General features: G+C 46.3%; 22 protein-coding genes. 7 read left to right on the top strand and 15 right to left on the bottom strand.

The genetic code is table 11. From position 1 onward, the window contains the following. The first annotated feature begins 41 nt into the window (after nucleotides 1-41). The 6 genes from FKN88_RS13915 (at nucleotide 42) to FKN88_RS13890 (ending at nucleotide 10,275) form a co-directional block, all read left to right on the top strand. On the top strand, nucleotides 42-1,973 hold the full coding sequence (locus FKN88_RS13915; RefSeq protein WP_306687556.1) for a beta-N-acetylhexosaminidase: 1,932 nt from the start codon (nucleotides 42-44) through the stop codon (nucleotides 1,971-1,973). Between the two features lie 61 nt (nucleotides 1,974-2,034). Then, complete coding sequence (locus tag FKN88_RS13910) at nucleotides 2,035-4,440, top strand: GH36-type glycosyl hydrolase domain-containing protein (protein ID WP_306687555.1); 2,406 nt, start codon at nucleotides 2,035-2,037, stop codon at nucleotides 4,438-4,440. Nucleotides 4,441-4,482: 42 nt separating this feature from the next. Continuing rightward, a complete protein-coding gene (locus FKN88_RS13905) occupies nucleotides 4,483-5,895 on the top strand; it encodes a phosphoglucomutase/phosphomannomutase family protein (protein ID WP_154170214.1) in 1,413 nt (470 codons plus the stop codon). A 457-nt stretch (nucleotides 5,896-6,352) separates the two neighbouring features. After that, complete coding sequence (locus tag FKN88_RS13900) at nucleotides 6,353-7,351, top strand: iron ABC transporter substrate-binding protein (protein WP_154170212.1); 999 nt, start codon at nucleotides 6,353-6,355, stop codon at nucleotides 7,349-7,351. A gap of 231 nt (nucleotides 7,352-7,582) precedes the next feature. After that, nucleotides 7,583-9,187 carry an iron ABC transporter permease gene (locus FKN88_RS13895; protein ID WP_158138862.1) on the top strand — a complete coding sequence of 535 codons (1,605 nt, stop codon included), beginning with the start codon at nucleotides 7,583-7,585 and terminating at the stop codon, nucleotides 9,185-9,187. Then, on the top strand, nucleotides 9,184-10,275 hold the full coding sequence (locus FKN88_RS13890; protein ID WP_154170210.1) for an ABC transporter ATP-binding protein: 1,092 nt from the start codon (nucleotides 9,184-9,186) through the stop codon (nucleotides 10,273-10,275). Before FKN88_RS13895 ends, FKN88_RS13890 begins: the two co-directional genes overlap by 4 nt. A gap of 52 nt (nucleotides 10,276-10,327) precedes the next feature. Here FKN88_RS13890 and FKN88_RS13885 read toward each other — a convergent pair whose 3' ends face one another. The 3 genes from FKN88_RS13885 to FKN88_RS13875 all read right to left on the bottom strand — a co-directional run bounded on the left by FKN88_RS13885 (nucleotide 10,328) and on the right by FKN88_RS13875 (nucleotide 12,515). Further along, entirely contained in the window at nucleotides 10,328-11,557 is a 1,230-nt protein-coding gene (locus FKN88_RS13885; protein ID WP_306687554.1) for an ammonium transporter, read from the bottom strand. 26 nt (nucleotides 11,558-11,583) lie between these two features. Then, the gene (gene glnK / locus FKN88_RS13880) at nucleotides 11,584-11,922 is read right to left on the bottom strand and encodes a P-II family nitrogen regulator (RefSeq protein WP_004394213.1); all 339 of its coding nucleotides are present in this window, start codon (nucleotides 11,920-11,922) and stop codon (nucleotides 11,584-11,586) included. A gap of 206 nt (nucleotides 11,923-12,128) precedes the next feature. Next, on the bottom strand, nucleotides 12,129-12,515 hold the full coding sequence (locus FKN88_RS13875) for a YacL family protein (RefSeq protein ID WP_154170206.1): 387 nt from the start codon (nucleotides 12,513-12,515) through the stop codon (nucleotides 12,129-12,131). Nucleotides 12,516-12,655: 140 nt separating this feature from the next. On the opposite strand from FKN88_RS13875, the gene FKN88_RS13870 reads away from it, so the two are divergent. Next, complete coding sequence (locus FKN88_RS13870) at nucleotides 12,656-13,801, top strand: glycerate kinase (protein WP_154170204.1); 1,146 nt, start codon at nucleotides 12,656-12,658, stop codon at nucleotides 13,799-13,801. A 125-nt stretch (nucleotides 13,802-13,926) separates the two neighbouring features. Here the strand turns inward: FKN88_RS13870 and FKN88_RS13865 are convergent, their stop codons facing one another. From FKN88_RS13865 to FKN88_RS13810, 12 genes are all read right to left on the bottom strand, one after another. Continuing rightward, nucleotides 13,927-16,122: a TonB-dependent receptor domain-containing protein gene (locus FKN88_RS13865; RefSeq protein ID WP_170906289.1), complete on the bottom strand. Its 2,196-nt coding sequence runs from the start codon at nucleotides 16,120-16,122 to the stop codon at nucleotides 13,927-13,929. 291 nt (nucleotides 16,123-16,413) lie between these two features. Then, nucleotides 16,414-17,808 carry a sensor histidine kinase gene (locus FKN88_RS13860; RefSeq protein WP_170906290.1) on the bottom strand — a complete coding sequence of 465 codons (1,395 nt, stop codon included), beginning with the start codon at nucleotides 17,806-17,808 and terminating at the stop codon, nucleotides 16,414-16,416. Next, on the bottom strand, nucleotides 17,798-18,481 hold the full coding sequence (locus FKN88_RS13855; RefSeq protein ID WP_154170198.1) for a response regulator transcription factor: 684 nt from the start codon (nucleotides 18,479-18,481) through the stop codon (nucleotides 17,798-17,800). Before FKN88_RS13855 ends, FKN88_RS13860 begins: the two co-directional genes overlap by 11 nt. Nucleotides 18,482-18,569: 88 nt before the next feature. Beyond that, on the bottom strand, nucleotides 18,570-19,463 hold the full coding sequence (locus tag FKN88_RS13850) for a metal ABC transporter solute-binding protein, Zn/Mn family (RefSeq protein ID WP_154170196.1): 894 nt from the start codon (nucleotides 19,461-19,463) through the stop codon (nucleotides 18,570-18,572). A 4-nt stretch (nucleotides 19,464-19,467) separates the two neighbouring features. Then, entirely contained in the window at nucleotides 19,468-20,346 is an 879-nt protein-coding gene (locus FKN88_RS13845) for a metal ABC transporter permease (RefSeq protein ID WP_004394220.1), read from the bottom strand. Next, nucleotides 20,346-21,113, bottom strand: a complete 768-nt coding sequence (locus FKN88_RS13840; RefSeq protein WP_154170739.1) for a metal ABC transporter ATP-binding protein — start codon at nucleotides 21,111-21,113, stop codon at nucleotides 20,346-20,348. The genes FKN88_RS13845 and FKN88_RS13840 overlap by 1 nt, the downstream gene beginning before the upstream one ends. Next, a complete protein-coding gene (locus FKN88_RS13835) occupies nucleotides 21,113-22,045 on the bottom strand; it encodes a metal ABC transporter solute-binding protein, Zn/Mn family (RefSeq protein ID WP_238925733.1) in 933 nt (310 codons plus the stop codon). The genes FKN88_RS13840 and FKN88_RS13835 overlap by 1 nt, the downstream gene beginning before the upstream one ends. Before the next feature lie 16 nt (nucleotides 22,046-22,061). Next, the gene (locus FKN88_RS13830) at nucleotides 22,062-22,661 is read right to left on the bottom strand and encodes a DUF6162 family protein (RefSeq protein WP_154170194.1); all 600 of its coding nucleotides are present in this window, start codon (nucleotides 22,659-22,661) and stop codon (nucleotides 22,062-22,064) included. Next, the gene (locus FKN88_RS13825) at nucleotides 22,645-22,947 is read right to left on the bottom strand and encodes a hypothetical protein (protein ID WP_040903804.1); all 303 of its coding nucleotides are present in this window, start codon (nucleotides 22,945-22,947) and stop codon (nucleotides 22,645-22,647) included. The genes FKN88_RS13830 and FKN88_RS13825 overlap by 17 nt, the downstream gene beginning before the upstream one ends. Before the next feature lie 10 nt (nucleotides 22,948-22,957). Next, nucleotides 22,958-23,782: a DUF4198 domain-containing protein gene (locus FKN88_RS13820; protein WP_154170192.1), complete on the bottom strand. Its 825-nt coding sequence runs from the start codon at nucleotides 23,780-23,782 to the stop codon at nucleotides 22,958-22,960. A 78-nt stretch (nucleotides 23,783-23,860) separates the two neighbouring features. Continuing rightward, nucleotides 23,861-24,373 carry a DUF2271 domain-containing protein gene (locus FKN88_RS13815; protein WP_154170190.1) on the bottom strand — a complete coding sequence of 171 codons (513 nt, stop codon included), beginning with the start codon at nucleotides 24,371-24,373 and terminating at the stop codon, nucleotides 23,861-23,863. Nucleotides 24,374-24,437: 64 nt separating this feature from the next. After that, nucleotides 24,438-25,064 carry a PepSY-associated TM helix domain-containing protein gene (locus FKN88_RS13810; RefSeq protein WP_154170188.1) on the bottom strand — a complete coding sequence of 209 codons (627 nt, stop codon included), beginning with the start codon at nucleotides 25,062-25,064 and terminating at the stop codon, nucleotides 24,438-24,440. Between the last annotated feature and the right edge of the window lie 84 nt (nucleotides 25,065-25,148).

The raw sequence follows: 25,148 nt of genomic DNA, 5'->3' as shown, positions 1-25,148 counted from the left end.
TTAACTCACTTGCTCAACGTCAATGGCAGTAAGGATAGAGTATGAATTATCGAATGGATTTTGCTGTGCTGAGCGAGCAAGCTAGCCATTGCCGTTTTGGCTTAACCTTGCATAATCTAAGCGATCAGCCCCTGACTGACTGGCGCTTACACTTTGTGATTGAGCGTTATATTGACCCCAATTCCCTCACTCAAGGTCAGCTACAGCAAACAGGGAGCTTTTGCACCATCGAGCCTAATTGCCAGATTTTAGCTGCCAATAGTCACTTTTACTGTGAATTTAGCATAAAAACCGCACCATTCCACTTTTATACCGATGGTATTAAAGAGGCTTTTATCGAATGGTCAAGTGCCAATACTATTCATCGCCAAACCGTTACCGTCACGCCCATCGCTCTGCTGTCTAGCCATAAACGGCGCAGTGTTGTCGAGGCGGTTGAGTGCGCAGAGCTGTGTTTAATTCCCTACCCTAATCATCTGCAGCGATTCGAGGGCAAGCTCTCTTTACCTCGCCAAAGTGGATTCGCAATACAAACGGAAAAAGCTCATCACGCCAGTCAGTGGTTTCGAGAGCAGTTGATGGCGTTATACGCATTCCCTATTGAGGATAAAGCGGAAGCCGCGCCGATCCTTTATTGTCTTAAACCAACACTTGATGCACAAAGTTATCAATTGGAGATCGGCCAACAAGCCATTCGCGTCTTCGCCAATAGCGAAACCGGCTTTATGTATGCCAGCGCTACGCTATTACAGCTCGCGCAACACAATGATCCGGTTGTCAATTTTCCCTGCTTAACCATTAGTGATGCTCCGCGCTTTGACTACCGAGGCATGATGCTCGATTGCGCGCGACATTTTCACTCTTTAGAAACGGTTAAACGCTTAATCAATCAACTGGCCTACTACAAATTCAATACTTTTCATTGGCATTTAACCGATGACGAAGGCTGGCGGATTGAAATTAAATCGCTGCCGCAACTAACGGACATTGGCGCATGGCGCGGTGTTGATGAGGAACTAGAGCCCCAGTACAGCACGCTCACGGAACGTCATGGGGGATTTTATCGTCAATACGAAATCAAAGAGGTGATTGCCTATGCCGCTGAGCGTGGGATCACGGTCATCCCAGAAATCGATATTCCCGGTCACAGCCGCGCGGCCATCAAGTCACTCCCTGAGTGGTTAATCGATAGAGAAGACAAGTCGACTTATCGCAGTATTCAATATTATACCGATAACGTGCTCTCTCCCGCTCTGCCCGGCACCTATCAGTTTATTGATCGGGTTTTAGAAGAAGTCGCTGCCCTGTTTCCAAGCCCATGGGTTCACATCGGTGGCGATGAAGTCCCTGAGGGTGTCTGGCTCAATAGCCCTAAGTGCCAAGCCTTAATGGCAGAGCATGGTTATACCAGTAGCCATGAATTACAAGGTCATCTGTTGCGTTATGCTGAGCAAAAACTCAAGTCACTGGGTAAACGCATGGTCGGATGGGAAGAGGCGCACCATGGCAATAAAGTCAGTAAAGATACCGTGATCTACTCTTGGTTATCGGAAAAAGCCGCTTTGCACTGCGCCAAGCAAGGCTTTGATGTGATCTTACAACCGGGACAATTTACCTACTTAGACATCGTACAAGATTACGCGCCAGAAGAACCCGGTGTTGATTGGGCCGGAGTGACACCGCTAGAACGTGCTTATGGCTATGAGCCATTAGCTGAGGTCGCCGATAACGATCCGCTGCGTAAACGTATCCTCGGTATTCAATGCGCCCTATGGTGCGAACGAATCAATAACCCATCACGTCTCGATTATATGATTTATCCACGCTTAACCGCTCTCGCCGAAGCTGGCTGGACCGAAAAACAGCATCGTGATTGGTCCGGTTATTTGACACGTTTAAAAGGTCATCTGCCGCTACTTGAGCAGCAAGGTATTGACTATCGCCATCCATGGCAAGCAAAGCAGCAGAACTAAATCCACTTAACTCTTTATTTTTTATCTGCCCCATTGAGCAGTGTTTGAAAAGGAAAACATCATGAAATACGGCTATTTCGATAATGAAAATCGCGAATACGTCATTACTCGCCCCGATGCTCCGGCCCCGTGGACCAACTATCTTGGCACAGAAAAATTCTGCAGCGTGATTTCACATAACGCTGGCGGATACGCTTTCTATCATTCTCCTGAGTACAATCGTGTCACTAAGTTTCGACCGAACTTTACTCAAGATCGTCCCGGTCATTATGTTTATTTACGTGATGATACCAGTGGTGATTTTTGGTCTATTTCTTGGCAGCCGGTGGCGAAAAGCCTTGCCCAAGCCAACTATGAAGTTCGCCATGGTCTGTCTTACTCAATCTTTAAATGCGAATACCAAGGTATCGTCGCCAGCAAAACGCTGTTTGTACCCAAAGGAGAAGATGCTGAACTGTGGGATGTGGTGATTGAAAACACGTCCAATGAGACGCGGACCATCAGTGCTTTCAACTATGTTGAATTTTCCTTTAGCCATATTAAATCTGATAACCAAAACCATCAGATGTCACTTTATTCTGCTGGTACTGAATATAAAGAAGGGGTGATTGAATACGATCTGTATTACAACACTGATGATTTCTTAGGTTTTTATTATCTCACCGCGACCTTCGATGCCGATAGCTATGACGGTCAACGTGACCAATTCCTCGGCATGTACCGTGATGAAGCCAACCCAATTGCGGTAGAGCAAGGTCGATGCTCAAACAGCGCACAAACTTGCTATAACCATTGTGGTGCGCTGCATAAGCAGTTTGTCCTCCAACCCAGAGAAAAAGTCCGTTTTGCTGTGGTATTAGGGGTCGGGAAAGGTAACGGTGCAAGACTACGTGAAAAATATCAAGATCCACAACAGGTTGATCAAGCATTGGCAGCGATAAAAGCCCATTGGGATGAACGCTGCGCCAAGTTCCAAGTCAAATCCCCTAATCCAGGCTTGGATACCATGATTAACACTTGGACGCTCTACCAAGCGGAAACCTGCGTAGTCTGGTCACGCTTTGCCTCTTTCATCGAAGTGGGTGGCCGTACTGGGCTTGGTTATCGTGATACCGCTCAAGATGCCATCTCGGTGCCTCATACTAACCCTGAAATGACCCGTAAACGCTTAGTTGATCTGCTGCGTGGTCAAGTGCAAGCGGGCTACGGTTTACACCTTTTTGATCCAGACTGGTTTGATCCAGAAAAAGCCAATATCAAACCATCAAAATCGCCGACCGTCGTTCCAACGCCTTCTGATGACGATAAGATCCACGGCATCAAAGACACCTGCTCTGACGATCACCTATGGATCGTGCCGACCATCTTAAATTACGTGAAAGAGACTGGCGATATGGCCTTTATCGATCAAGTGATTCCTTATGCCGATGGCGGTGATGCCACCGTGTACCAGCATATGATGGCTGCGCTCGATTTCTCCGCCGAATACGTGGGTCAAACCGGAATTTGTAAAGGTCTACGCGCCGACTGGAACGACTGTCTGAATCTTGGCGGTGGTGAATCGGCGATGGTGTCTTTCCTTCACTTCTGGGCACTAGAAGCATTCCTCGAACTGTCTCGATTCCGTCACGATGAAGCGGCCACCGATAAATACCAAGCCATGGCTAACGGGGTGCGCGCCGCGTGTGAAACCCATTTATGGGATGAACAAGGTCAATGGTACATTCGCGGCCTGACTAAAGATGGCGATAAGATTGGCACTTTTGACCAAGTGGAAGGCAAAGTGCATCTGGAATCCAATTCATTGGCTGTGCTGTCTGGTGCGGTGAGCCACGAACGTGGCATCAAAGCCATGGATGCAGTGTATGAGTACCTCTTCTCTCAATATGGCTTGCATCTCAATGCGCCATCCTTTGCCACCCCAAATGATGATATTGGTTTTGTGACTCGTGTTTACCAAGGGGTAAAAGAAAATGGCGCGATTTTCTCTCACCCTAACCCTTGGGCATGGGTGGCTGAAGCAAAACTCGGCCGTGGCGATCGAGCGATGGAATTGTACGATGCGCTCAATCCTTATAATCAAAACGATCATATCGAAACTCGTATCGCTGAGCCCTACTCCTATGTGCAGTTCATCATGGGTCGCGATCATAAGGATCATGGTCGAGCCAACCATCCTTGGCTGACCGGTACTTCAGGTTGGGCTTACTACGCCACCACCAACTTTATGTTGGGGATTCGCACTGGCTTTGAGGGCTTAGATGTCGATCCTTGCATCCCAACCTCATGGCCTGGTTTTGAAGTCACCCGTCAATGGCGTGGTGCGACCTATCAGATCAAGGTGGAAAACCCTGATCACGTTTCTAAAGGTGTGAAATCGATCACTTTGAACGGTCAAGCGATTGAAGGGGCGATTCCGGTGCAAACAGCAGGCTCAGTCAATCAAGTCATCGTCACAATGGGCTAAACAGCTTGGGGCGCATTTTTGCGCCCCTCTAAGGAGAGAAGCATGATTCAATTTGGTACCGGAGGCTGGCGAGCCTTTATTGGTGAAGAGTTTACCAAAGACAATGTACGCATCGTCGCACAAGCGCTAGCCAACATCATTCAGCAAGAACAAGTGGCAGAGCAAGGCTTTGTGATTGGCTATGATCGCCGCTTTTTATCCGATAAGGCCGGGCGCTGGTTTGCAGAAGTCCTTGCGGGCAATGGCATCGTGGTCAGTTTTATTAATAAATTTGTCCCCACACCTGTGGTGATGTTTCAAGCAAAAGTTATGGACTGCGCTTACTCGGCCTGCATTACCGCCTCACACAATCCTGCCGATTATAATGGCATTAAAGTGTTTATCCGCGGTGGACGTGACGCTGATGAAATTATTACGAAAAAAATTGAACAACAGACAGCAAGGTTGACGCTTAGCGACATTCGATCGCTCGATTTTGAGCAGGCTATCGCGGAACAACTTATCATCAACATTAATCCAATGAATGATTTTGTCGATTCGATCATTAACTTGATTGATATTGACGCGATCCGTAAAGCAAATTTACGGGTATTGATCGATCCTATGTTTGGCGTGGCGAAAAATGCACTACAAACCGTCCTGATCAATGGCCGCTGTGATGTTGATGTGATCAACGATGGGAAAAATCCCGATTTTGGCGGATTAATGCCATCGCCCAGTGCCGCTACCTTATATCGCCTGCAACACCTAGTGAAAAATGAAGGTTATGACATTGGCATTGGCACCGATGGCGATGCGGATCGACTGGGGATTATTGATGAAAAAGGCCATTTTATTCATCCCAACGAAGTGCTAATGCTGCTTTACTATTACTTACTGGAATATAAAGGCTGGAAAGGTTCGGTAGTACGTAATATTGCCACTACGCATCTATTGGATAAAATTGCCGCGGATCATGGCGAGCAATGCTTTGAAGTTCCGGTTGGCTTTAAGCATATTTCTTCACAAATGGAAGCGGCTGATGCTTTGATTGGCGGTGAAAGTTCAGGGGGCTTGACCATTCGCGGGCATATCAAAGGTAAAGACGGCGTCTTTGCTTCTAGCTTATTGGTTGAAATGCTCAGTGTCACCGGTAAAAAACTCTCTGAATTATTGCAAGAGATCTATGGCCGCTATGGTTATGCTTACACCGCCGAAGGGGATTGTAAATTTAGTCAGCAGCAAAAGGCCTCTCTGTACAATAAGCTGTATGTTGAAAAACAGCTGCCAGACTTTGACGATGAGATAGAAAAAGTCAGCTATGAAGATGGAGCGAAAGTCTATTTTTCCAACGGCGGCTGGATCATTGCCCGTTTTTCCGGCACGGAACCTTTACTGAGAATCTTTGCCGAGATGGCCGATAAGCCCACCGCAGAACGATTAGTCGATCAAATGAAAGCGTTTTTACAACTTTAATCCCGATTAAAGTTCAGTAGGCTCACTAGGGTCTGCCTTGTATAAAGAAGTCACAAACTGCTGCAAAAATCAGCTCGAAAGATAAACAGACCCTAGGGGTACAATATCGAAGTGAAAGTCATCGTACTTTCACTTCTTCCAATACTCGAATAAAGCGGCCAACCTAGCGTCTTTATCTTCCTATCTTTTGATAAAGCTCAGGCCGCTTCCCCCCTGCCTTATCATACAATTTGTTACAATTACTCAACTCTTGATTTTATTGTTTTCTTTCAAGGCATTAAATCACATTATTGATTTTTGAGATTTTCCACCATGACTAGCTATTGACCCAAAGAGTGCGATTAATAATAATTATCAAACTTATTTATACAATGGCATCGATAACGCTTAATGCCAGTGCAGTAAGTAAAGCCAAATACCGTCGATCGTCCTACTCATTGAGATAAAAGGTTTATTCATGCAAAAGAAGTTGCTCTCAACTGTCGCTTTAGTCAGTAGTTTCATCACCGCCCCATTACTCCACGCTCAAGACATCACGCTTTATTCAGGCCGTGGTGAAACGCTTGTTAAACCGATCATCGAACAATTTGAAAAGCAGAGTGGCATTAAAGTTAACGTACGTTATGGTGATACCGCTCAACTTGCGGTGTTATTGCAAGAAGAAGGCGCTCGCTCACCAGCTGATGTGTATTGGGGACAAGATGCAGGTGCGATGGGAGCACTGGCTAACGCAGGTCTCTTAGCCACGCTACCAGAAGCGGTTTACAAACAGCTACCTGAGATTTATACCAGTAAAACAGGTCAATGGGTTGCCGCCAGTGGCCGCTCACGCGTGATCGCTTATTCGACTGAACGCGCTTCTGCGGAAGATATTCCAGCCTCTGTGTTTGATTTAACGTCAGAAAAATACAAAGGCCGTTTTGGTCTTGCACCAACCAACGGTGGCTTCCAGTCATTCGTTACCGCAATGCGTGTTGAGCATGGTGACGAGAAAACCTTGGCGTGGTTAAAGGCGATGAAAGCCAACCAGCCGAAAATTTATCGTAATAACACCACTCAAGTACAAGCCATTGGCGATGGCGAAATTGATTTTGCGTTGGTCAATAACTACTATTTACCACGCTTTGTTGCCGCCAATGCGAACTTCCCAGCCAAGCAGACTTACTTTGCCGAAGGTGATATTGGTAACTTAGTTAATGTCGCGGGTGTTGCCGTGTTAAAAAGCAGTAAAAAGCAGCCTCAAGCGATTCAATTTATTGAGTACATGCTGTCTCCTGCCGCTCAGCAATACTTCACCTCAGTAGTTGGTGAATACCCAGTCACTCAGGGCATCATTCCTAACCCTGTGTTGGGTGAGCTAGATACACTATTGCAAGCAGCACCCAGTATTGACCTCGATCAACTGGCTGATTTACAAGGTACCTTAAAACTGTTGCGTGACGCAGGTTTGCTATAAGTTTTACGATAATTTCGTACCTTATTCATTACCCTTAATGGTAATATCTCGACCACAAAGCCAGTGCGCAAGCATTGGCTTTGCTATTTAATCGTAATTTATAGTATGCAACTTGGCTCTATAATTTGGCCTTGATCAGACTATCTCCGTCTCAGCGTTATCACGCTCAATCAAGAGATAGTAATAATTAGCAAACTCCACCAAGGACACTGAATACAGGTAGTAACTCCTATGAGTGTTTCATCACAACCAGACTTTTCTATACGAGCGATTCGTCAACGTCCTCCGTTTTATTTACTGCTCAGTGCTGGTGTTATCTCGCTATTGATGATCATTCCGCTGTTTTACTTGGTTCTGCGTGCATCACAAGCTGATTATGATCAGCTGATTGAATTGGTGTTTCGAGCACGCAATTGGCAACTTTTGCTCAATACATTATCTCTGACCTTTGGCGTGTTAGCCGTTTGTACCTTTTTAGCACTGCCCATGGCTTGGTTAGTTACCCGTACCTCGATAGCAGGAAAACAGCTGTTAACCATTCTCGCGATTGTTCCCCTTGCGATACCCGGTTACGTGATGGCTTATGCTCTACTCGGTATCGGCGGCAATATGGGCGCATTAGCTCACCTATTTGATATTCGAATCAGCAATATCTCCGGCTATTGGGGGGCGGTGTGGGCGCTGGCGCTTTATACCTACCCATATATTTTTTTGAATCTACGCGCCGCACTCTTAGGTCTAGACAGTAGCTTAGAAGAGAGCGCCTACAGCCTTGGTTATTCTCGATTCGCCACCTTTCGTTTTGTGATGCTGCCACATTTATTACCAGCGCTCCTCGCTGGCTACATGGTGGTGGCTCTTTATGTGCTCGGCGATTTTGGCGCCGTAGCCTTAATGCGCTATGAAGCGTTTAGTTTTGCGATTTTTAATCAGTATTCAGGGGCATTTGATCGGATTTACGCCGCTTGGCTATCACTGATGTTACTGGCTCTAGCGGGCAGTTTTTTATTAATTGAATACTCATTGTTAAAACGGAAACGCCTCTCCAGTGTCGGTAGTGGTGTTACTCGTCATGCAAAACCGTTCGCCTTAGGGGCTTGGACTCCTGCAGCCTGGTTCTATGTCACTGTTGTGTTTTCCGCCTCCATCGGTTTGCCTTTAACCATGCTCGGTTACTGGATGATCGTCATACCACCGGATATCAGTTTGCTCATGCAAGTCCCTTTCACTTTTGCACGCTCTGCCTTTGCCGCCGCACCCGCCGCGTTATTGGCGGCTTTGATGGCGCTGCCACTGTGTTATTTAGTGACTCGCTATCCATCGCCATTAACACGCACCATGGAACGCAGTGCTTACATTGGTTATGCACTGCCTCCTTTAACGCTGGCTTTAGCCATGGTGTTTTTTGCTCTGCATAGTGCATTTTTCTTATACCAGACCTTAGCATTGCTGATCCTGACTTGGAGTCTAGCCACTCTTGCCTTAGCGATGGGCCCTATTCGCAGCGCGCTCATCCAAACCCGTCAAAATACCGAAGAAGCGGCGCAGTCCTTAGGTTACAGTTCAAGCGCTAGTTTTTTTTATGTGGTTCTGCCTCGCTTAAGACGCGGTATTTTAGCGTCCATCGCTTTGGTGTTTCTATTCTGCATGAAAGAACTGCCGATCACTTTCTTACTCGCTCCTACGGGGTATCACACCTTAGCGGTGACTGTGTTTTCACGAACTTCGGAAGGATTGATGGCAGAGGCCGCCCCCTTTGCGACGGCGATTGTTTTATTTTCTAGTTTATCGATCGGTTTAATCTTAAATCGTGAAAAGATCAAAGGGACCCAATGAGTTCATACAACCTTGTTATTGACGCTATGCAAGATACCTTAGCGACTGAAAAATCGCCTCATTGCCAATACCAAATTCAAGCGCAGCAATTAAGTAAATGGTTTACCGATAGCGATCAACCTGCAGTCAGCGATGTCTCTTTTCAACTGCAAGCCGGTGAAATTTTGGCTTTATTAGGTCCCAGCGGCTGCGGAAAAACCACTACATTACGCATGCTGGCTGGATTTGAGCAACCTAACTCAGGGCAGATTGCCCTTCATGGCCAAGAGGTCACTCAACGACCCGCTCAAGAACGTAATATCGGCATCGTCTTTCAAGATTATGCGCTGTTTCCGCACATGACGGTGGAACAAAACATTATGTTTGCCATGCGTACGACGCCCAAAAATCAACGTGCAGAAAAAGCGATCCCTTGGTTAGAGTTAATGGGACTAAGCCATTTATGTCATCGTTATCCCAACGAGTTATCCGGTGGACAGCAACAACGTGTAGCGCTTGCTCGTACCTTAGCCGCTGAGCCCGACTTAGTGCTGCTTGATGAACCGTTTAGTAACCTTGATGCGGCACTGCGTGAAGCCACGCGTAATGAAATGCGTCAATTATTTAAGCGCTCAGGAACAACGGTGATTTTAGTGACTCATGATCAAGCGGAAGCACTGTGCTTCGCCGATAAAATTGGCGTGATGCAACAAGGTAAATTGGTGCAAATCGGTACGCCACAACAGGTCTATCAGCAACCGATCAATGCGTTTGTTGCTCAATTCTTAGGTCATACTAATTTAATCACCGGTCAAGTTGATGGCGATCAGGTACAGACTCGCTTAGGCAATATCACGCTTCCCGGATTGTCTGAACCCAGTGTTACTCTCTCTATTCGACCAGAAGATATTCAACTGAGCAGCCAGCTAAACGAGCAGCAGACACAAGCGACGGTGATCAGCCGTGAATTTCGTGGCCATGATTACTTTTATACCCTACAACTCGATGAACTGAATTTATCAGTTATCACTAACCGTCACGCTGAATTTGCCGTGGGTCAAACGGTCGCGATTACCAACATCGCTTACGCTTGCCGTTTACTGGCATAAAAAATCCCCTTACTGAGCCTTCAGTAAGGGGATGATCAACGATTCAATATCGCTATTTTAGAGTGACAAATTCAGGGTAAGCATCAACGCCGCAGTCATGAATGTCCATGCCTTGCATTTCTTCTTCTTCAGTGACTCGAATACCAATCGTCGCTTTGAGAATCGCCCACACCGCTAAGCTAGCCGTAAACACCCAAGCAAAAATCACCGCAGCACCGAATAACTGAGCCGTTAATGTCGCCTCAGGGTTACTTAAAGGCACCACCAGCAAACCAAACAAACCACACACACCGTGTACTGAGATGGCACCGACTGGATCATCAATTTTGAGTTTATCCAAACCGACAATACTGAATACCACAATCACTCCAGCCACTGCGCCAATCGCCACCGAATAGAGAGGCGATGGTGACAGAGGATCGGCGGTGATCGCCACTAAACCCGCTAATGCACCATTAAGGATCATCGTCAGATCGGCTTTACCCCAAGTAGTTTTGCATACCAGTAGCGCTGCAATCGCTCCCGCTGCCGCTGCCGCATTAGTGTTTAAGAACACTTGCGCTACTGAGGTGGCATTCTCAAAATCGGAGATCATTAATTGTGAGCCACCGTTGAAGCCAAACCAACCAAACCATAGAATAAAAGTACCTAATGTTGCTAACGGCATGTTTGAACCAGGGATCGGGAAGATTTGGCCATTTTTACCATATTTACCTTTACGAGCACCGAGCAAGAGCACACCCGCTAAAGCCGCAGAGGCTCCCGCCATATGCACAATTCCTGAACCAGCAAAATCACTGTATCCTGCCGCATCCAAAAAGCCGCCGCCCCATGTCCAGTAACCTGAAACCGGGTAGATAAATGCGGTCAATACTAGTGCAAAAATCAAAAATGCCCACAGCTTCATTCGCTCAGCCACGGCGCCAGAGACCACTGACATCGCGGTAGCCACAAACACCACTTGGAAAAAGAAATCCGCTTGCAAAGCAAAATCAGCACCTTCTTCTTGGCTACCAATTAAACCACCCAGTGAAGGAAATAAACCACCTTCAACATTATCAACATACATAATGTGATAGCCGACGATCAAAAAAGTGGTACAAGCTATCGCGTATAAAACAAAGTTTTTGGTTAAAATTTCGGTGGTGTTCTTAGAGCGAACTAAACCCGCTTCTAACATGGCAAATCCAGCCGCCATCCACATCACTAATGCGCCAGAAATTAATAAAAAGAACGTATCCAGTGCATAGCGCAGCTCAGTTACTGTCAGTGACAATTCCATAGTCATATTCTCCAATCCATTGAATGTTAAAGCGCTTCACTGTCGGTTTCGCCAGTACGAATGCGAACCGCGTGGCTTAAGTCATAAACAAAAATCTTGCCATCACCGATTTTCCCGGTGTGCGCCGCTTTAATGATCGCCTCAAGAACGCGATCAACATTATCAGCTTGAGTGGCAATTTCTAATTTCACCTTGGGTAAAAAATCCACTTGGTATTCAGCACCGCGGTACAACTCAGTGTGCCCTTTTTGGCGTCCAAAACCTTTAACTTCAGTCACCGTCATCCCTTCAATGCCAACATCCGCTAAAGCCTCACGTACATCATCGAGCTTAAAAGGTTTAATTATCGCGTTAATCAGTTTCATCGTATCCTCTCAATCGCAGTCATCCATTTCCTACTCATACAATCCAAGGTACGTGCCAACTTTTTAACGTATTGTTTATAAAGATTATTTACTTAAAATTAGCGATTAAAATATGCAAAACGCACCATAAAGGTGCGTAAATTCCCACTATTGAAGCAACCGCTTCACGTTTCACTGATGTTGTGCAATGTATTGTCAGCCTCGACCTAACCGAGCGAAGTCGGCCGATAGCGAATAAATTCACACCACTGATCAATCATCAAGATAAAATCATCCAAACCACAGCTCGCTGTGCTTTCACAATCATAAAAATCAAAGTCACTCTCGACGTCTAACTCATCCTCATGAGACAACACATTGGCTTGCACAGTCACTTCATCGGCTAGGATCATCAAGCTAATTTCACGCCCTTCTAATACTTGCTCTTGGTTCGGCGCTTGCTGGGCTTGATGAATGGCTTGTAACACTTGATCGACTTTTTGACGGTCATGGCTGATCTCTTCTTGCAACCAGCGACCAATGATTTCATGGCCCATTGAAAATGCGCAGTAATAACTGCCATCGAGGGTATTTTTTTTAAATTCGTAGTCCATCAGGTTCTCTGCCATTGATGCTTGGGGATAAATAGAATCTTGTTATTATCAATGATTATCGACACTAAAGAAACTCAACTGTCTCCTTGCTCAGCGATGGTTTACTCTAATTAACGGCCTCAGCCCCATAAGGTGTAATAATGAAAATTGTCATTGCTCCTGATTCATACAAAGAAAGCCTAACCGCGATGGAAGTGGCTACCGCGATTGAAAATGGATTTAAACAAGTATTCCCTAACGCCCAATACCTAAAATTACCCATGGCCGATGGTGGAGAAGGCACGGTTCAATCCCTAATTGACGCGACCGGTGGATCCATTTTTATGGCTACAGTCACCGCCCCTTTAGGTGAACAGATTGAGGGTTTCTACGGATTAATGGGCGATGGTAAAACCGCCGTGATAGAAATGGCAGCCGCATCTGGTTTGCACCTTGTCGCGCCAGAGCTGCGCAACCCAATGAAAACCACCAGCTATGGCACAGGTGAGTTGATCAAATCTGCGCTCGATCACGGAGTGGAACGGATCATCATAGGGATTGGTGGCAGCGCGACTAACGATGGCGGTTTAGGCATGGCGCAAGCATTAGGGGTTAAAATGCTCGATGCACAAGGCGATGAGCTAGGCTTTGGTGGTGAAGAATTGGCTAAGCTGGCTCGCATTGATACCTCTGCTATCGACCCACGCTTAGCCAAGATCGCGCTACAAGTGGCTTGCGATGTGAATAATCCTTTATGCGGTAAACAAGGGGCAACGCAGATATTTGGCCCACAAAAAGGCGCAACGCCGGAGATGGTTGCGCAGCTTGATGCCAATCTTGCCCATTACGCACAGATCATCAAAACGCAACTGGCAATCGATGTCAAAGATATCCCTGGCGCAGGCGCGGCGGGAGGCTTAGGAGCAGCGCTGATTGGTTTGCTTGGGACAAGCCTGCGTCCTGGCATTGAGATTGTTATGGAAGCAGTTAATCTGAGTGACATGGTCAAAGATGCCGATTTAGTGATTACTGGCGAAGGGCGCATTGATAGCCAGACTATTTATGGCAAAACGCCCATCGGGGTAGCGCGAACCGCCAAACGTTTTTCAGTGCCGGTGATCGGCATTGCGGGAAGCTTGTCTGCCGATTGCGGCGTGGTGCATCAACATGGGATGGATGCGGTGTTCAGTGTGGTACCAAGCTGTGTTGATTTAGCGACCGCTTTTTCTAAAGCAGCACAAAATATCGAGCTCACTGCACGTAATGTGGCGGCAGTATTGCGTTTGTCTCGCGCGGATCAATCTTAATCGTCTTTAGCCAATGACGATTAAGATTACACCAAGCAGCATGACATCATACTGATTAATAAAAATGCCAGTGATCGTCAGATCGCTGGCATTGTCTATTCACGACTTGTCACTCAACACGAGACTTAGAAAGTGTAGTTAGCCGAAATCCATAAGCGGCGTCCTTCTAAAATCGCACCTTTGGTCGATTGTTGAAGATTACTGTATTGACTTGCGTAGTAGGTATCACCGTCATACTCATAAGCAGTGAACTTACGAAAATCTTGGTTAAATAAATTATATATTGTCGCATTGACACTGAAGTTTTTATTGATCCGATAAGCGCCACCCAGATCAAACAGGGTATACGCTTTAATATCACCTACTGCATCGTACATCGCTTTATTAGCGGCAGTGAGATCTTCCACTAAACCATTAAAGCGACGGCTCTCGCCACGATAATTCACTGCTAACCAAACATTGGCTTGCTCAGTCGCAGCCCAGTTCACTTTCGCACTGGCTTTGTGTTTTGGTGTATCACTCAGCTCGCCAGCAACCTTGCCTTTTTCCTTAATTTCCGTTTCAGTAAAGGTGTAGTTCATCGAGAAATTCACCGTGTCGAGTAATGGCATCGCAAAAGCAAATTCCACACCACGACTGTAAGCTTCATCAACGTTAGTTTGTTGGCTAAAAGTATCTTGAGTCCAGTTATCACCATAACTCACGCAGCCAGGACGGTTCGGATTGCTCGATGAGAAACAGTTGTATAATGGCGTACCCGTTGAGATCTTATCATCAAACTGGTTATGGAATAACGTGACATTGGTAGTAATGCCTTGCTCACCATTGTAGTAAAAACCAATCTCGGTAGTGCGAGTGGTCTCTGGTTTTAGATCCGGAGAACCGATGGTAATTTGTGTCCCTTGCCCGGTAATCCCATTAATTCCAGAGTGCAAATCATTAACTGGTGGCGCTTTATAACCGGTGCTCACACCACCTTTGACTGTCATGGTTGGGCTAAGGCTGTACACCGCATAGGCACGAGGACTAAAGTGGCTACCAAAAGCATCATGATGATCGTAACGTCCACCTAAAGTCAGGCTTAAAGCATCTGTGATTAACCATTCATCTTCGGCAAACAATGACCATGTAGTTTGTTCAAAATCTTCACTAGACATCCCATCTATCATAGAAGCATTCCAATATTGTGCTCCCACAGTCAGGTAATGATCATCACCGATGGTCGTATTGAGTTTGGTATCCAACACAATATTGGTGGTTTCTAATTCGCGCTTATCTTTGACATTCTTACCTGGGATACCACTCGGACGATTTGGATTCCCCGGAATGGTGCGACCAATGGTCTCAGAAACGTTATACATGACACTCGATTCCCATACCCCTAAATCTACTTGAGAAGTATGACCGAGTGCAAACTGACGGTTTTCATAGCGTAACTCGTCAGCATAACCGCGCCAATTGGTTGCAGTATCATTGTTGCTCAGTTTACGATTTTCTGGAGTACCGTTATCGTAATTCTGACGCGATAAGTCCATATCGAACCATAAGTTATGATCGTCTATCGCAATGTAATCAAAACGAGTACCAAAGGTATAGTTTTCATTATCGACTTTGCTTTGCCCACGGGCGTCTAGCTCGCGACCATCTGCTCCCTGCGCAGTCAGATTGGATTCATTACGTTTATAAAAACTACCGCGAACGGCTAGACCTAGCGTATCCGCGATCAGCGGACCACTGGTATGCAAACTGGTTTTATGAGTATCACCAAATTCACGCTCTTGCTGCCAAGTATAATCTTGGGTGATCGATGTATTCCAAGTGTCGGTTACTTTACGGGTGATGATATTGATAACCCCGCCCATCGCATCTGAGCCGTAGAGCGTTGACATCGGGCCACGGACAATTTCAATTCGCTCAATAGCATTAACCGGCGGCATAACCCCACCAGACATCTCACCAAAGCCATTTGGCGTGATATTTCCCGCGACATTTTGTCTGCGACCATCAATCAAAATCAGCGTATATTCAGACGGCATACCACGGATACTGATGTTCAAACCACCGGTTTTTCCAGTATTACCAAAAACATCAATCCCTTCTTGATCTTGTAGCGCTTCAGCAAGATTAGCAAAACGCTTCATTTCCAGATCAGCCCGCGAGATCACACTGATGGTAGCGGGAGCATGAGTCAATTTCTTTTCAAAACCAGAAGCGGTGACGACCATTACTTCATCCGCTTTACTTTCCACTTGGGCCAACACAGGCAAATGACACAGCGAGGCAATCGCCACCGCTAAGCTCGTTTTACGAGTTAACAACATGGTTCTATTCCTTTATCTTTATTGCATAATGCCCATTGTTTGGTCCAAGGAGGCGCTCAACAGCGATAACGATGGAGGCACTCACCATGATTGCCGTATAACGACAGCTTCACGTGGGTTGGAAATAAATGGGCTTGAACTATCACTGGAAGGAATCTAACTAATAATAATTATCAATTGTATTTACTTTACATTCTTTACACTGATAAAGGGAACTTTTCTCAACATCCTAATCGAAAATGATATTGCCCCCTCTCAATTGGATAATGTTCTGAGAAATAAAGTAAATCGTTAATCGTGACGGTGGCTTAACTCAGAGGGAAGGTAGATAGGAAAGCTCAGCGTAACGACTAAGCCGTGATTATTTTCAGCACTGACATGGCCATGCATTTTCTCAACCGATTGCTGAACAATCGACAAACCTAATCCATAACCATGACGAGAAGATAGTGTCGACATCGTTTGATAAAAAGGACGAAAAATCGCCTCTAATTGCTCACTCTCCACCCCAGGACCATCATCCATCACGATGATTTTGACTTGCCGATCCTGCTTTTTCGTCATAACTGTAATGCAACACTGCTCACCCGCGTACTTAGTCGCATTAGTCAATAAGTTATCCAATATACTGCCGAGTAACACTCGATCGCCCCGTATCCATTCATCTTGTCCACTCGGCACAAATCGCAGTTGCTGAGTGGGTTGTAAATGTGGACGAAACTGCTCGGTTTGCTGACTTAAATACGCCTGCACATCCAACGGTTGTAATACCACATCACAATGAAGACTGCGCAACCGACTAAGCTCAAGGATTTTCTCAATCATTGAATCCATCAACTGAGCTTCTTGTTCAGCGCGCACTAACCATTGAGTGCGCTCTTGGGCAACATCAGTATGGCTGGCTAAATGCAGAGCTAAGGCTTGCCGAGTCAGCGGTGTTTTTAACTCATGGGATAGAGTGCGAACCAATTTTCGCTGCTCTTCAATCAATCCTTGGATCTGCTCGGCCATGTTATCGAAATCAGCCGCCAGTTGTTGAAACTCCCACGGGCTATGGCCTATCGACTGTGAAACACGCGTTTCTGTGATCCCCTGAGCCACCGCACGACTAGCACACTGTAAACGTCCCAATGGCCTTTGCAATTGACGACTTAATACCCATGAGATCAAGGTTAAAATTAATAGGCTGAGCAACAGATTCGTTGACCAAAGATAATAGCCCGCTCGCGATGCAGGATGTTGCTGCCATGGTAACTGAACCATCAGCGAATATCCCTCGCTCATCGGCACAATGATCATCGGTTTCGAGACTCGAGTTCCCATCGGCTCGGTGAGCTGACGAGCGTTACGCATTTTCATCTGCACATGAGGGTGAATATCTCGTCCACTGACGACATGATTAGTACTGTCTATTACGTACAATAAATAAGGCTGAGATATTTCCCATTGCGCTAGCGCCTCTGCACCGAGCTGGCGCTGTTGATTGGCGCTGGCACTTAACTGTTGTAATTCTCGTTGGACTTTATTAGGCAGGGTTAAAAAACGCTCATAGAGCACCATCTCTACGGCAGTAAAAGAGAGCAAAATCAACAACACACTGAGCGCTAAACTGGCAAAAAGACGCACCACCAATCGCTGGCAAATATGGTTCCCAGAAAAAAGACACCATTGTCTTTTATTGAACATGGGCACTGGCAAATTGATATCCCACGCCTCGCGCGGTACGAATGGTGGATTTTGGCCATCCAGCTTGCGATAGCTTACGACGTATATTACTGATATGCATATCTAAATTACGATCAAACGGACACAACTCTCGTTTTAACACTTGATGCTGTAGCTCAGATTTGGAGATCACTTGCTGCGGATGAGCCGCCAGATAAGTCACTAAATCGAGTTCGGTTTGGGTAAACGGCAGCCGACGCAAGGTATCCATATGCGCTGACAGTTGCCCTGAAAAATTCAGTGCAAAATGATGGGTATGACGCTGTTTCTCTAATGCAACTCGACGTAGTGTCGCTTTGATCAAAGTGAGTAATTTCGGAATACTGAACGGTTTGGTTAAATAGTGATCCGCTCCGGCTTCATAGCCATCAATTTTTGCCGCTTCGTCCGCAAAAGCACTGATCATGACAATCGGGGTCGAAAAACGCTGGCAGATGCGCCGTGCCGCCTGCAATCCATTGAGTTTAGGCATCATCACATCGAGTAACACCAGATCAAAGGGATGGCTGGCAAGCTGAGTTAACGCTTGCTCGCCATCATGGGCACAGATGACTTGATAGCCCTCATTCACCAATACAGATTCGAGCAGTTGGCACATCATCGGATCATCATCAGCAATTAGAATAGTCGGCATGAGCTTAATAATAACAAATAGGAATTGTTATTATTCTATTTATTATTAACTCAAATACAAGCACAACAGCCGATAGCCTTCATACGAGTTAATCTAAATCAATTTGCCAGCGCTGCCAGGGATGTTCAACATCAAATCCTTGCCCTAAACGGCTTAACGGATCAATCACAATATAGCGTGAAAACTCTCCCAATAAGGCCTTTAACGCAGGGCTTGGCGGACGAGTCGTCAATACCCAAACATCGGATGACGTTTGCAACCATTGTTTTAACTGTTGTTGATCTTGCGTATTCCACTCCAGCTCCGGCTTAAATTGCTGCCCTTGGATTGATAAACTGTAGCCCGCAGCAAAATCGAGCAGTGCTTCATCCAACAACACCACACTTTCGACCTCATGATTAAACAATCGAGCTTGATTGGCAAAAAGCTGCTGCTGTAGTTCACGCGCCACGCGCTGCTGATTCGCTTGAATAGCCGCTTGTTGCGAGCTGAATATTTGCTGTAAATCGAGACTAATATTATTCAGCATGGTGGTTAAATTGAGTGGATTGAGCCACACATACGGCGAGATCTGTCCTTGTCCATCTCGTAATGATGAAACCGCTGGCGCTCTTGGCGTTAAGGCTTGCGCAGCATCAATGGGCACCAGATGAATATTGTATTGACGCACCTGAGGATAAATCGGGTCTTGCGGCCAAATGGAGCGGATAGTCACGACTGCTGTCGCTTCTCTGGCGTACTTGGCCACTTTTTGCTGCTCGCTATCAAACCAGCTTTGGTGACGCTGTAAACTAAAACGAGGCGATGGCAGATAGACAACCTCTATTGGCGTCTGATCAACCAGCTGCTTGGTTAACCAATAAGTAACCGGCAAAGAGGTTAATACTCGGTCTTGAGCTTGTGCTGATAGAGACACCAGCAGCAATGAACTACACAATAGCAACCACAATTTAGTCATGATGGTTCGGCAGTGAGGGTACATAACGTTATCCATTCGGTCTTAATACTCGCCATAAAGTGGCGCTGATGAAAAACAGGGTTGAGAGTAAAATAATCGCCGCCCCAGAAGGTAAAGGCCATTGATAAACAACCGGTAAAATGGTTCCACCAATGCAAGCTAAGGTCGCTAAGCAAGCCGATAACATCACAAAGCTGGCATTATTACGAGTTAATAGACGCGCCGTCGCCCCAGGAATCAACAGCAATGCACCAACTAAAATTGCGCCAATGACTTTGACCGAAACTATCGTCACTAGGGTTATCATGATGACAAATAGATAGTCATAACCGTTGACCAGATAGCCGCGGACTTTCGCGATATCTGGGCTTAAACAAGCCAGTAAGATACGGTTATAACTGAGCAGCAGTACTAACATGATCAAGCTACACACCAGAACCAGCAACATAATATCTTGCCGAGTGACGGTTAAAATCGATCCAAACAACACGTTTTCTAATAAATGAATATTGATTTTACGCGCTACGTACATCAGTAGCGCTGCGCCCAATGCCAAGGCCGCGGAGAGAAATACTCCCACTAAAGTATCGTAAGGTACTTGGGTGCGATTGCGCACATAATGCAGCAGTAAGGCAAAAATTAAGCAGAAGCTGAACAAACCAATCATCGGCGATTCGGGACTTTCACCTAATAAAATACCGATAGCAATTCCCGTAATCGCTGCATGGCCCACCGCTTCGGAGAAAAATGCCAAGCGTTTCGCTATCACTAAAGTCCCCAACCCACCAAGCAAAGGGCCTAAAATTACCGCAGCAATTAACGCATTGAGCATAAAAGCGTAGGCAAAGCTTTCTGCTAACCAACCACGTTCAACCCCGGTGATCAGCCATTGTTGTAATGTTTCCATTAAGCCGCTCGCTCTTGTTTGGACGCCAAATGCCCATGCTGACTGTAGTGCTCAAAAAGTCGCTCAATATTATCAGGGTGCAAGACTTGTGCGACCGGTCCCGAGGCGACCAATTGACGATTGATGACATGGACTTGGCCAGGTGTAGTTTGCAAGATGCGCCGTACCGCGCCAATATCATGGTGTACCGCTAATACCGTCACACCTTCGGCCACTAAATCCGCAATCAGTTGCTCTAAGTACTGTACGCCTTGCTCATCCATCCCGGTTGTCGGTTCATCCAAAATCAGCAGCTCTGGCTTATCGAGTAGCGCCTGAGCAAACATCACCCGTTGCAATTCACCGCCTGATAATTGACCCAGACGTAAATGAGCACGACTCGCCATACCAACCCGCTGTAGACTGTTCAAAACCCGCTCGCGATTCGTTCGCTTGTAAGGTGACAGCGCTTGTAAAAACAGCGGTAACCGGCTGATATTGAGCAGCATAAAATCCATCACACTGATCGGTAAACTTGATTCAAATAAGGCTTTTTGAGGCACATACCCCATTTGCTGCTTAGCGCCCAGCGGCCACTCAAGAGCAATACTGCCCTGAAAAGGGGTTAAGCCCATAATTGAACGCAGTAAAGAGGTTTTTCCTCCGCCATTTGGCCCCATAATGATATGGCATTGGCCAGCGGCAAACGCATGATCAAACGGCATTAAAACCTGTTGATTGGCGTAACCTAAACTCAGTTGGCTAAGATGAATTGCCGGTCCCAGCATCATTGAGCTTGCTCGCTCATCTGATTAGCATAATGAATGGCTTGCACTAACGTTTGTGTGTTGTCTTGCATCTCTTTGATCACTTTATCGGCCGTAAAAGGGCCATGAGTCATGTGTGAAAACCGGTATAACTTGACGCCAGTTTCGCGCTCAATGGTATCGACAAAGCGATTCGGCATTTCTAGTTCATAAAACAGGACATTAATTCCAGACTGGCGAATTTTATTGATCGTATCTTGTAGCTGGCTGGCACTCGGCTCAACCCCGTGGGCAGGTTCAATCACCGCACTGACTTCAATCCCAAATTCTTGCAGTAAATAGTTATAGGCGTTATGAGTGGTTGCCACTTTTAAAGCTTGAACATTGGCATCGATCAATTGTTGCATCGCCGCTTGCTTCATTTGACGCATCTGGCGCGCAAATTGCCGCGCATTGGCGAGATAAAATTGACCATTATCCGGGTCAAGCTGAGCTAAAGCCTGAGCAATGGTATAGACCTTTTGAATCGAGGTTGCGATACCCACAAAAGTATGGGGATTTTTGGCACCATCGCCAACACTCGCGCCCATTGCTGCGAGTAATGGCACCTGTTGATTAGCATAAATAACCTGAAGATCGGAACGCTGAGCGGCAGCAAGTACTTTCATCGCATAATCATCATGACCGATGCCATTGACCACCAAAACATCCATCTGCTGTAAACGCAGTAAATCCCCCGGTTGCGGTTGATAATTGTGTGGATTAAAGCCTGCATCAACCAGTGGCAAAATGGTCGCTCTATCTTGGACAATCGTGGCAACATAACTGTAGTAAGGGTGTAGCGTGATACCGATAGTCAATTTATCAGCTCCCGCAACCGCGTGACTGGCAAACAGTAAGGAGATCGTTAACAGCGTTCTATGAAAGACGGCTCTAATCTGGCTTGATAACATAACGATTTTTCTCTTATTAATGCGATAGTGAGGCAGACAGCGGCCAACGCTTCCACCCAGCTTGAATCCATGATGAATCAGTAAGTGCTAACCAGTCTGATAACTCTCCCACAATCGGCTGAGTAAAAAACCAGACTTGCGCGTCAGCATCAGGGCCTTCTGGATACCAGATCAATACATGTCCAACTTGACTAGGGTCTTGCGCCAATCCTAAATAGCCTTGAGCAACCTGCTGCCATTGATGTTCACCCAAATAATGCCAGCTACTATCACGCACAAAAGGCGCAATACCCTCTTCTGCCAGCCATTGCACCGAAGGCCACTGATGCTCTAGATGGTGAAAGAAACGCAGCTCTTGCTCAGCAAGACTCAGTTCAATCAACAGACTTTTTTGTTTTTCATTAAGATCCGTAGCATGCAGCTCAAAAGAGAGCGGCGAGGTCTGAGGCGTATTATCCACCTGCATACCACGCAACAACAGTGCCGAGACCAGTAGGATCAACAGCATGCTGCCTAGCACCCACCATGTCTCTTGACTGCCCTTATCCGCCTTGACCTGAACGCGCACCGTCGACGGCGTTGACGAGTGAGAGTGAGAGTTAAAGTTCAACGCCATCAATCTCAACAGGCGCTTCATGGCCGGGATCAAACACAATGTAATAGTCACCGTTTGGGATAGTAAACGTCACCTCAGAACGTTGATCGGTTTTTCCAATTTCAATCAGTACATCGTCATAATCAAACATACGTACCGTTTCATTGATCGCCGGACTACTGTCGCTGTATCCCGCTTGGCACAAGATGTGATCAGCCTGTTTTTGGCACTCCATGACTGGAAAATGAGCCCAACTCAAGCCACTCAATAAACCACTCGTTAACACAAGCCACTGTTGCCACTTCATTGCATACCTCTTATTTTAAAACCGCTTCAAAAGTTAAATGGATGGAAGAACGCGCTTGTTCAGCAAGTGGATTATCATCTAAAGGGCCGCTAAAACCGGCAATTAGTAAATAGCGACCCGCTTGATGTGGCGTGAATTGAATTTTGCCATCCTTATCGCTAGTCAAAATCACCGCTTCTTGTTGATTACGGTACAAAGTACCATCTTGACGAATTTCTGCTTCTACACCAGCTTGGGGTTGTCCATTAAAGAAAAACTGCAAAACGGCCGCTTCACCTTCAATAATGTCTGCTGGATGAGTCACAGGAACCAATTCTAAGAATTTCTTTTCTAATTCAAAAACTTGTCTAGACGGTTGATTCACCGTCACATAAGCTTCAGTACGGTTAAACACCAAAACACTTTGCACATTCTGTGCCCCTTCAGGCAACACCGCATCACGCTCTGCGGCATTGGCAGCAATACGTCGTGGCGTTTGACGAGCACCAATGGTGTAGGTGGTCATATAAAATGGCTGACCGGTAAGGCTGATTTTATGGGTTCCTGGCTCTGAGAAAAAGAAATCGAAGCTCGACTTACGCTTATGCTTAGCCACGAAAGCAAAGCGCTCGCGCTGACCACTTGGCGTGATCACTACGCCAGAATCCAATCCTAACGGCTTATCGAAGACAAAAGTTCCGTGTGACGCGCTGGCGTCAGTGGTGATCCAATCACCCTCTTGTGAAGAGACCGTAAACTCACTCGGTAATACCCAACGAGGATGGGCGACCGCAGCCGCTGACGCTAAGGCCGCAAGCGCTAATAAAGCCGTAGAAAATACGCGATACAACATCATTTATTCATTCCTATGTAGTGCTCTTAGTTGAAGAGCCGTCATACTATTAACGACTATCCTTGGATTAAATGGCGATTATTAAGGTTGATAACGTAGCCTGATCACGCCCGTTTCATAAGTAGCATCGAGTTGATACTGCTCAGGCTGAGCATGCAACGTCATTGCTTGTCGTACTACGTCTCGGCCACCGTGTTCACGGACTACTTCGGCATAAAACAGGTAGTCCCCTTGCGCTAATGGCTGACCTTGGTCATCTAAACCATCCCATTGCAAACGGTATTGTCCCGCCGGACGAGTCGCGGATGTCACCGCATCGATCAATGCCCGATCGTAACGACCCACTTGTCGCCACCAGCGACGAATATCTTTAAGCCAAGTATCTTCTTTCTGCCATAAGGCAACCGTACGCACTGGCTGACCTTGAGCGTCTTCTATCCAAATCGCAACATAAGGTCTGGCGTACATTCCAACGTCCAGCTTTGGCAGTTCAAACTCAATATCCAGCTTACCCAAAGGCGCGGCGAATACATTAACGCTCAGTACACTGAGTCCCAATAACCAAGCGTAAACCCGTCCTCGCTGTTTCTTCATGCTCTGTCGTCCACAAAAATAGTAATCATAACCAACCTAAAATAGCTGGGCGCATAGACAAGCTTTACGGCACTGCCAGCCAATAAATAACAAACGTGATCAAAGTGCCAAAGCTGCACCAACGTATGGCATAACGCAGTGTGCTTTTCTTTGGCAGTAATAGGGCAAGGCCTGATAAGATAAACACCAGCATCAACAGAGATGAAACGTCAATCACCCATTTCCACCACTCACCACTATGACGCCCTTTATGGAGATCATTGAATTTAGCTACCCAGCCATAATCACTGATATCGAGCTCCGCTTCTCTAGAGACCAAATCGATAAACAACGCGGCACTGTAGCCGGGAGCGGTAAAGCTCGCACTCGCTTCACCTTCTTGTAAGACACCATTGTCTGAATCTAGATAGATATCGAGTCGCGACATCTGGCCACGGATCGGCGTATGCTGAGCAAGAAATTGGCGTAATTCCGGTTCATTAATCGCAACTTTGCTTTCAACAAACAATAAATGCTGAGGAATAGTGACTCGCCATTCGGATGTCTTCGCCTGACTGGCTACAAATAGCTCCGGCCGATTAAGGGTTATCCCTGTGACAGCAAAAAACAGCATTAGCCCTAATACCGCCATAGAGACATAAATGTGTAAACGGCGAGCCCAAAGCTGAAAAGTACGGTGCTTATAAAACATGGCTGGTCTATTAACGAATAAAACTCCCAGAAAGCTACATGATAACCAGTCTCATTTTTATTCAATTTACATTATTTACATACA

The sequence above is a fragment of the Vibrio sp. 2017_1457_13 genome, assembly GCF_030851525.1.
Lineage (GTDB): Bacteria > Pseudomonadota > Gammaproteobacteria > Enterobacterales > Vibrionaceae > Vibrio > Vibrio metschnikovii.
This window is presented reverse-complemented; position numbering and strand designations above follow the sequence as displayed.

Bases quoted from the DNA above. Each gene is read 5' to 3' on its own strand.
- FKN88_RS13820 (WP_154170192.1), bottom strand. From the start codon at position 23,782: ATGATGTTGTATCGCGTATTTTCTACGGCTTTATTAGCGCTTGCGGCC.
- FKN88_RS13835 (WP_238925733.1), bottom strand. From the start codon at position 22,045: ATGTTATCAAGCCAGATTAGAGCCGTCTTTCATAGAACGCTGTTAACG.
- FKN88_RS13830 (WP_154170194.1), bottom strand. From the start codon at position 22,661: ATGGCGTTGAACTTTAACTCTCACTCTCACTCGTCAACGCCGTCGACG.
- FKN88_RS13910 (WP_306687555.1), top strand. From the start codon at position 2,035: ATGAAATACGGCTATTTCGATAATGAAAATCGCGAATACGTCATTACT.
- FKN88_RS13890 (WP_154170210.1), top strand. From the start codon at position 9,184: ATGAGTTCATACAACCTTGTTATTGACGCTATGCAAGATACCTTAGCG.
- FKN88_RS13855 (WP_154170198.1), bottom strand. From the start codon at position 18,481: ATGCCGACTATTCTAATTGCTGATGATGATCCGATGATGTGCCAACTG.
- FKN88_RS13815 (WP_154170190.1), bottom strand. From the start codon at position 24,373: ATGAAGAAACAGCGAGGACGGGTTTACGCTTGGTTATTGGGACTCAGT.
- FKN88_RS13865 (WP_170906289.1), bottom strand. From the start codon at position 16,122: ATGTTGTTAACTCGTAAAACGAGCTTAGCGGTGGCGATTGCCTCGCTG.
- FKN88_RS13905 (WP_154170214.1), top strand. From the start codon at position 4,483: ATGATTCAATTTGGTACCGGAGGCTGGCGAGCCTTTATTGGTGAAGAG.
- FKN88_RS13875 (WP_154170206.1), bottom strand. From the start codon at position 12,515: ATGGACTACGAATTTAAAAAAAATACCCTCGATGGCAGTTATTACTGC.
- glnK (WP_004394213.1), bottom strand. From the start codon at position 11,922: ATGAAACTGATTAACGCGATAATTAAACCTTTTAAGCTCGATGATGTA.
- FKN88_RS13915 (WP_306687556.1), top strand. From the start codon at position 42: ATGAATTATCGAATGGATTTTGCTGTGCTGAGCGAGCAAGCTAGCCAT.
- FKN88_RS13860 (WP_170906290.1), bottom strand. From the start codon at position 17,808: ATGTTCAATAAAAGACAATGGTGTCTTTTTTCTGGGAACCATATTTGC.
- FKN88_RS13885 (WP_306687554.1), bottom strand. From the start codon at position 11,557: ATGGAATTGTCACTGACAGTAACTGAGCTGCGCTATGCACTGGATACG.
- FKN88_RS13870 (WP_154170204.1), top strand. From the start codon at position 12,656: ATGAAAATTGTCATTGCTCCTGATTCATACAAAGAAAGCCTAACCGCG.
- FKN88_RS13840 (WP_154170739.1), bottom strand. From the start codon at position 21,113: ATGCTGGGACCGGCAATTCATCTTAGCCAACTGAGTTTAGGTTACGCC.
- FKN88_RS13900 (WP_154170212.1), top strand. From the start codon at position 6,353: ATGCAAAAGAAGTTGCTCTCAACTGTCGCTTTAGTCAGTAGTTTCATC.
- FKN88_RS13895 (WP_158138862.1), top strand. From the start codon at position 7,583: ATGAGTGTTTCATCACAACCAGACTTTTCTATACGAGCGATTCGTCAA.
- FKN88_RS13825 (WP_040903804.1), bottom strand. From the start codon at position 22,947: ATGAAGTGGCAACAGTGGCTTGTGTTAACGAGTGGTTTATTGAGTGGC.
- FKN88_RS13850 (WP_154170196.1), bottom strand. From the start codon at position 19,463: ATGTACCCTCACTGCCGAACCATCATGACTAAATTGTGGTTGCTATTG.
- FKN88_RS13845 (WP_004394220.1), bottom strand. From the start codon at position 20,346: ATGGAAACATTACAACAATGGCTGATCACCGGGGTTGAACGTGGTTGG.
- FKN88_RS13810 (WP_154170188.1), bottom strand. From the start codon at position 25,064: ATGTTTTATAAGCACCGTACTTTTCAGCTTTGGGCTCGCCGTTTACAC.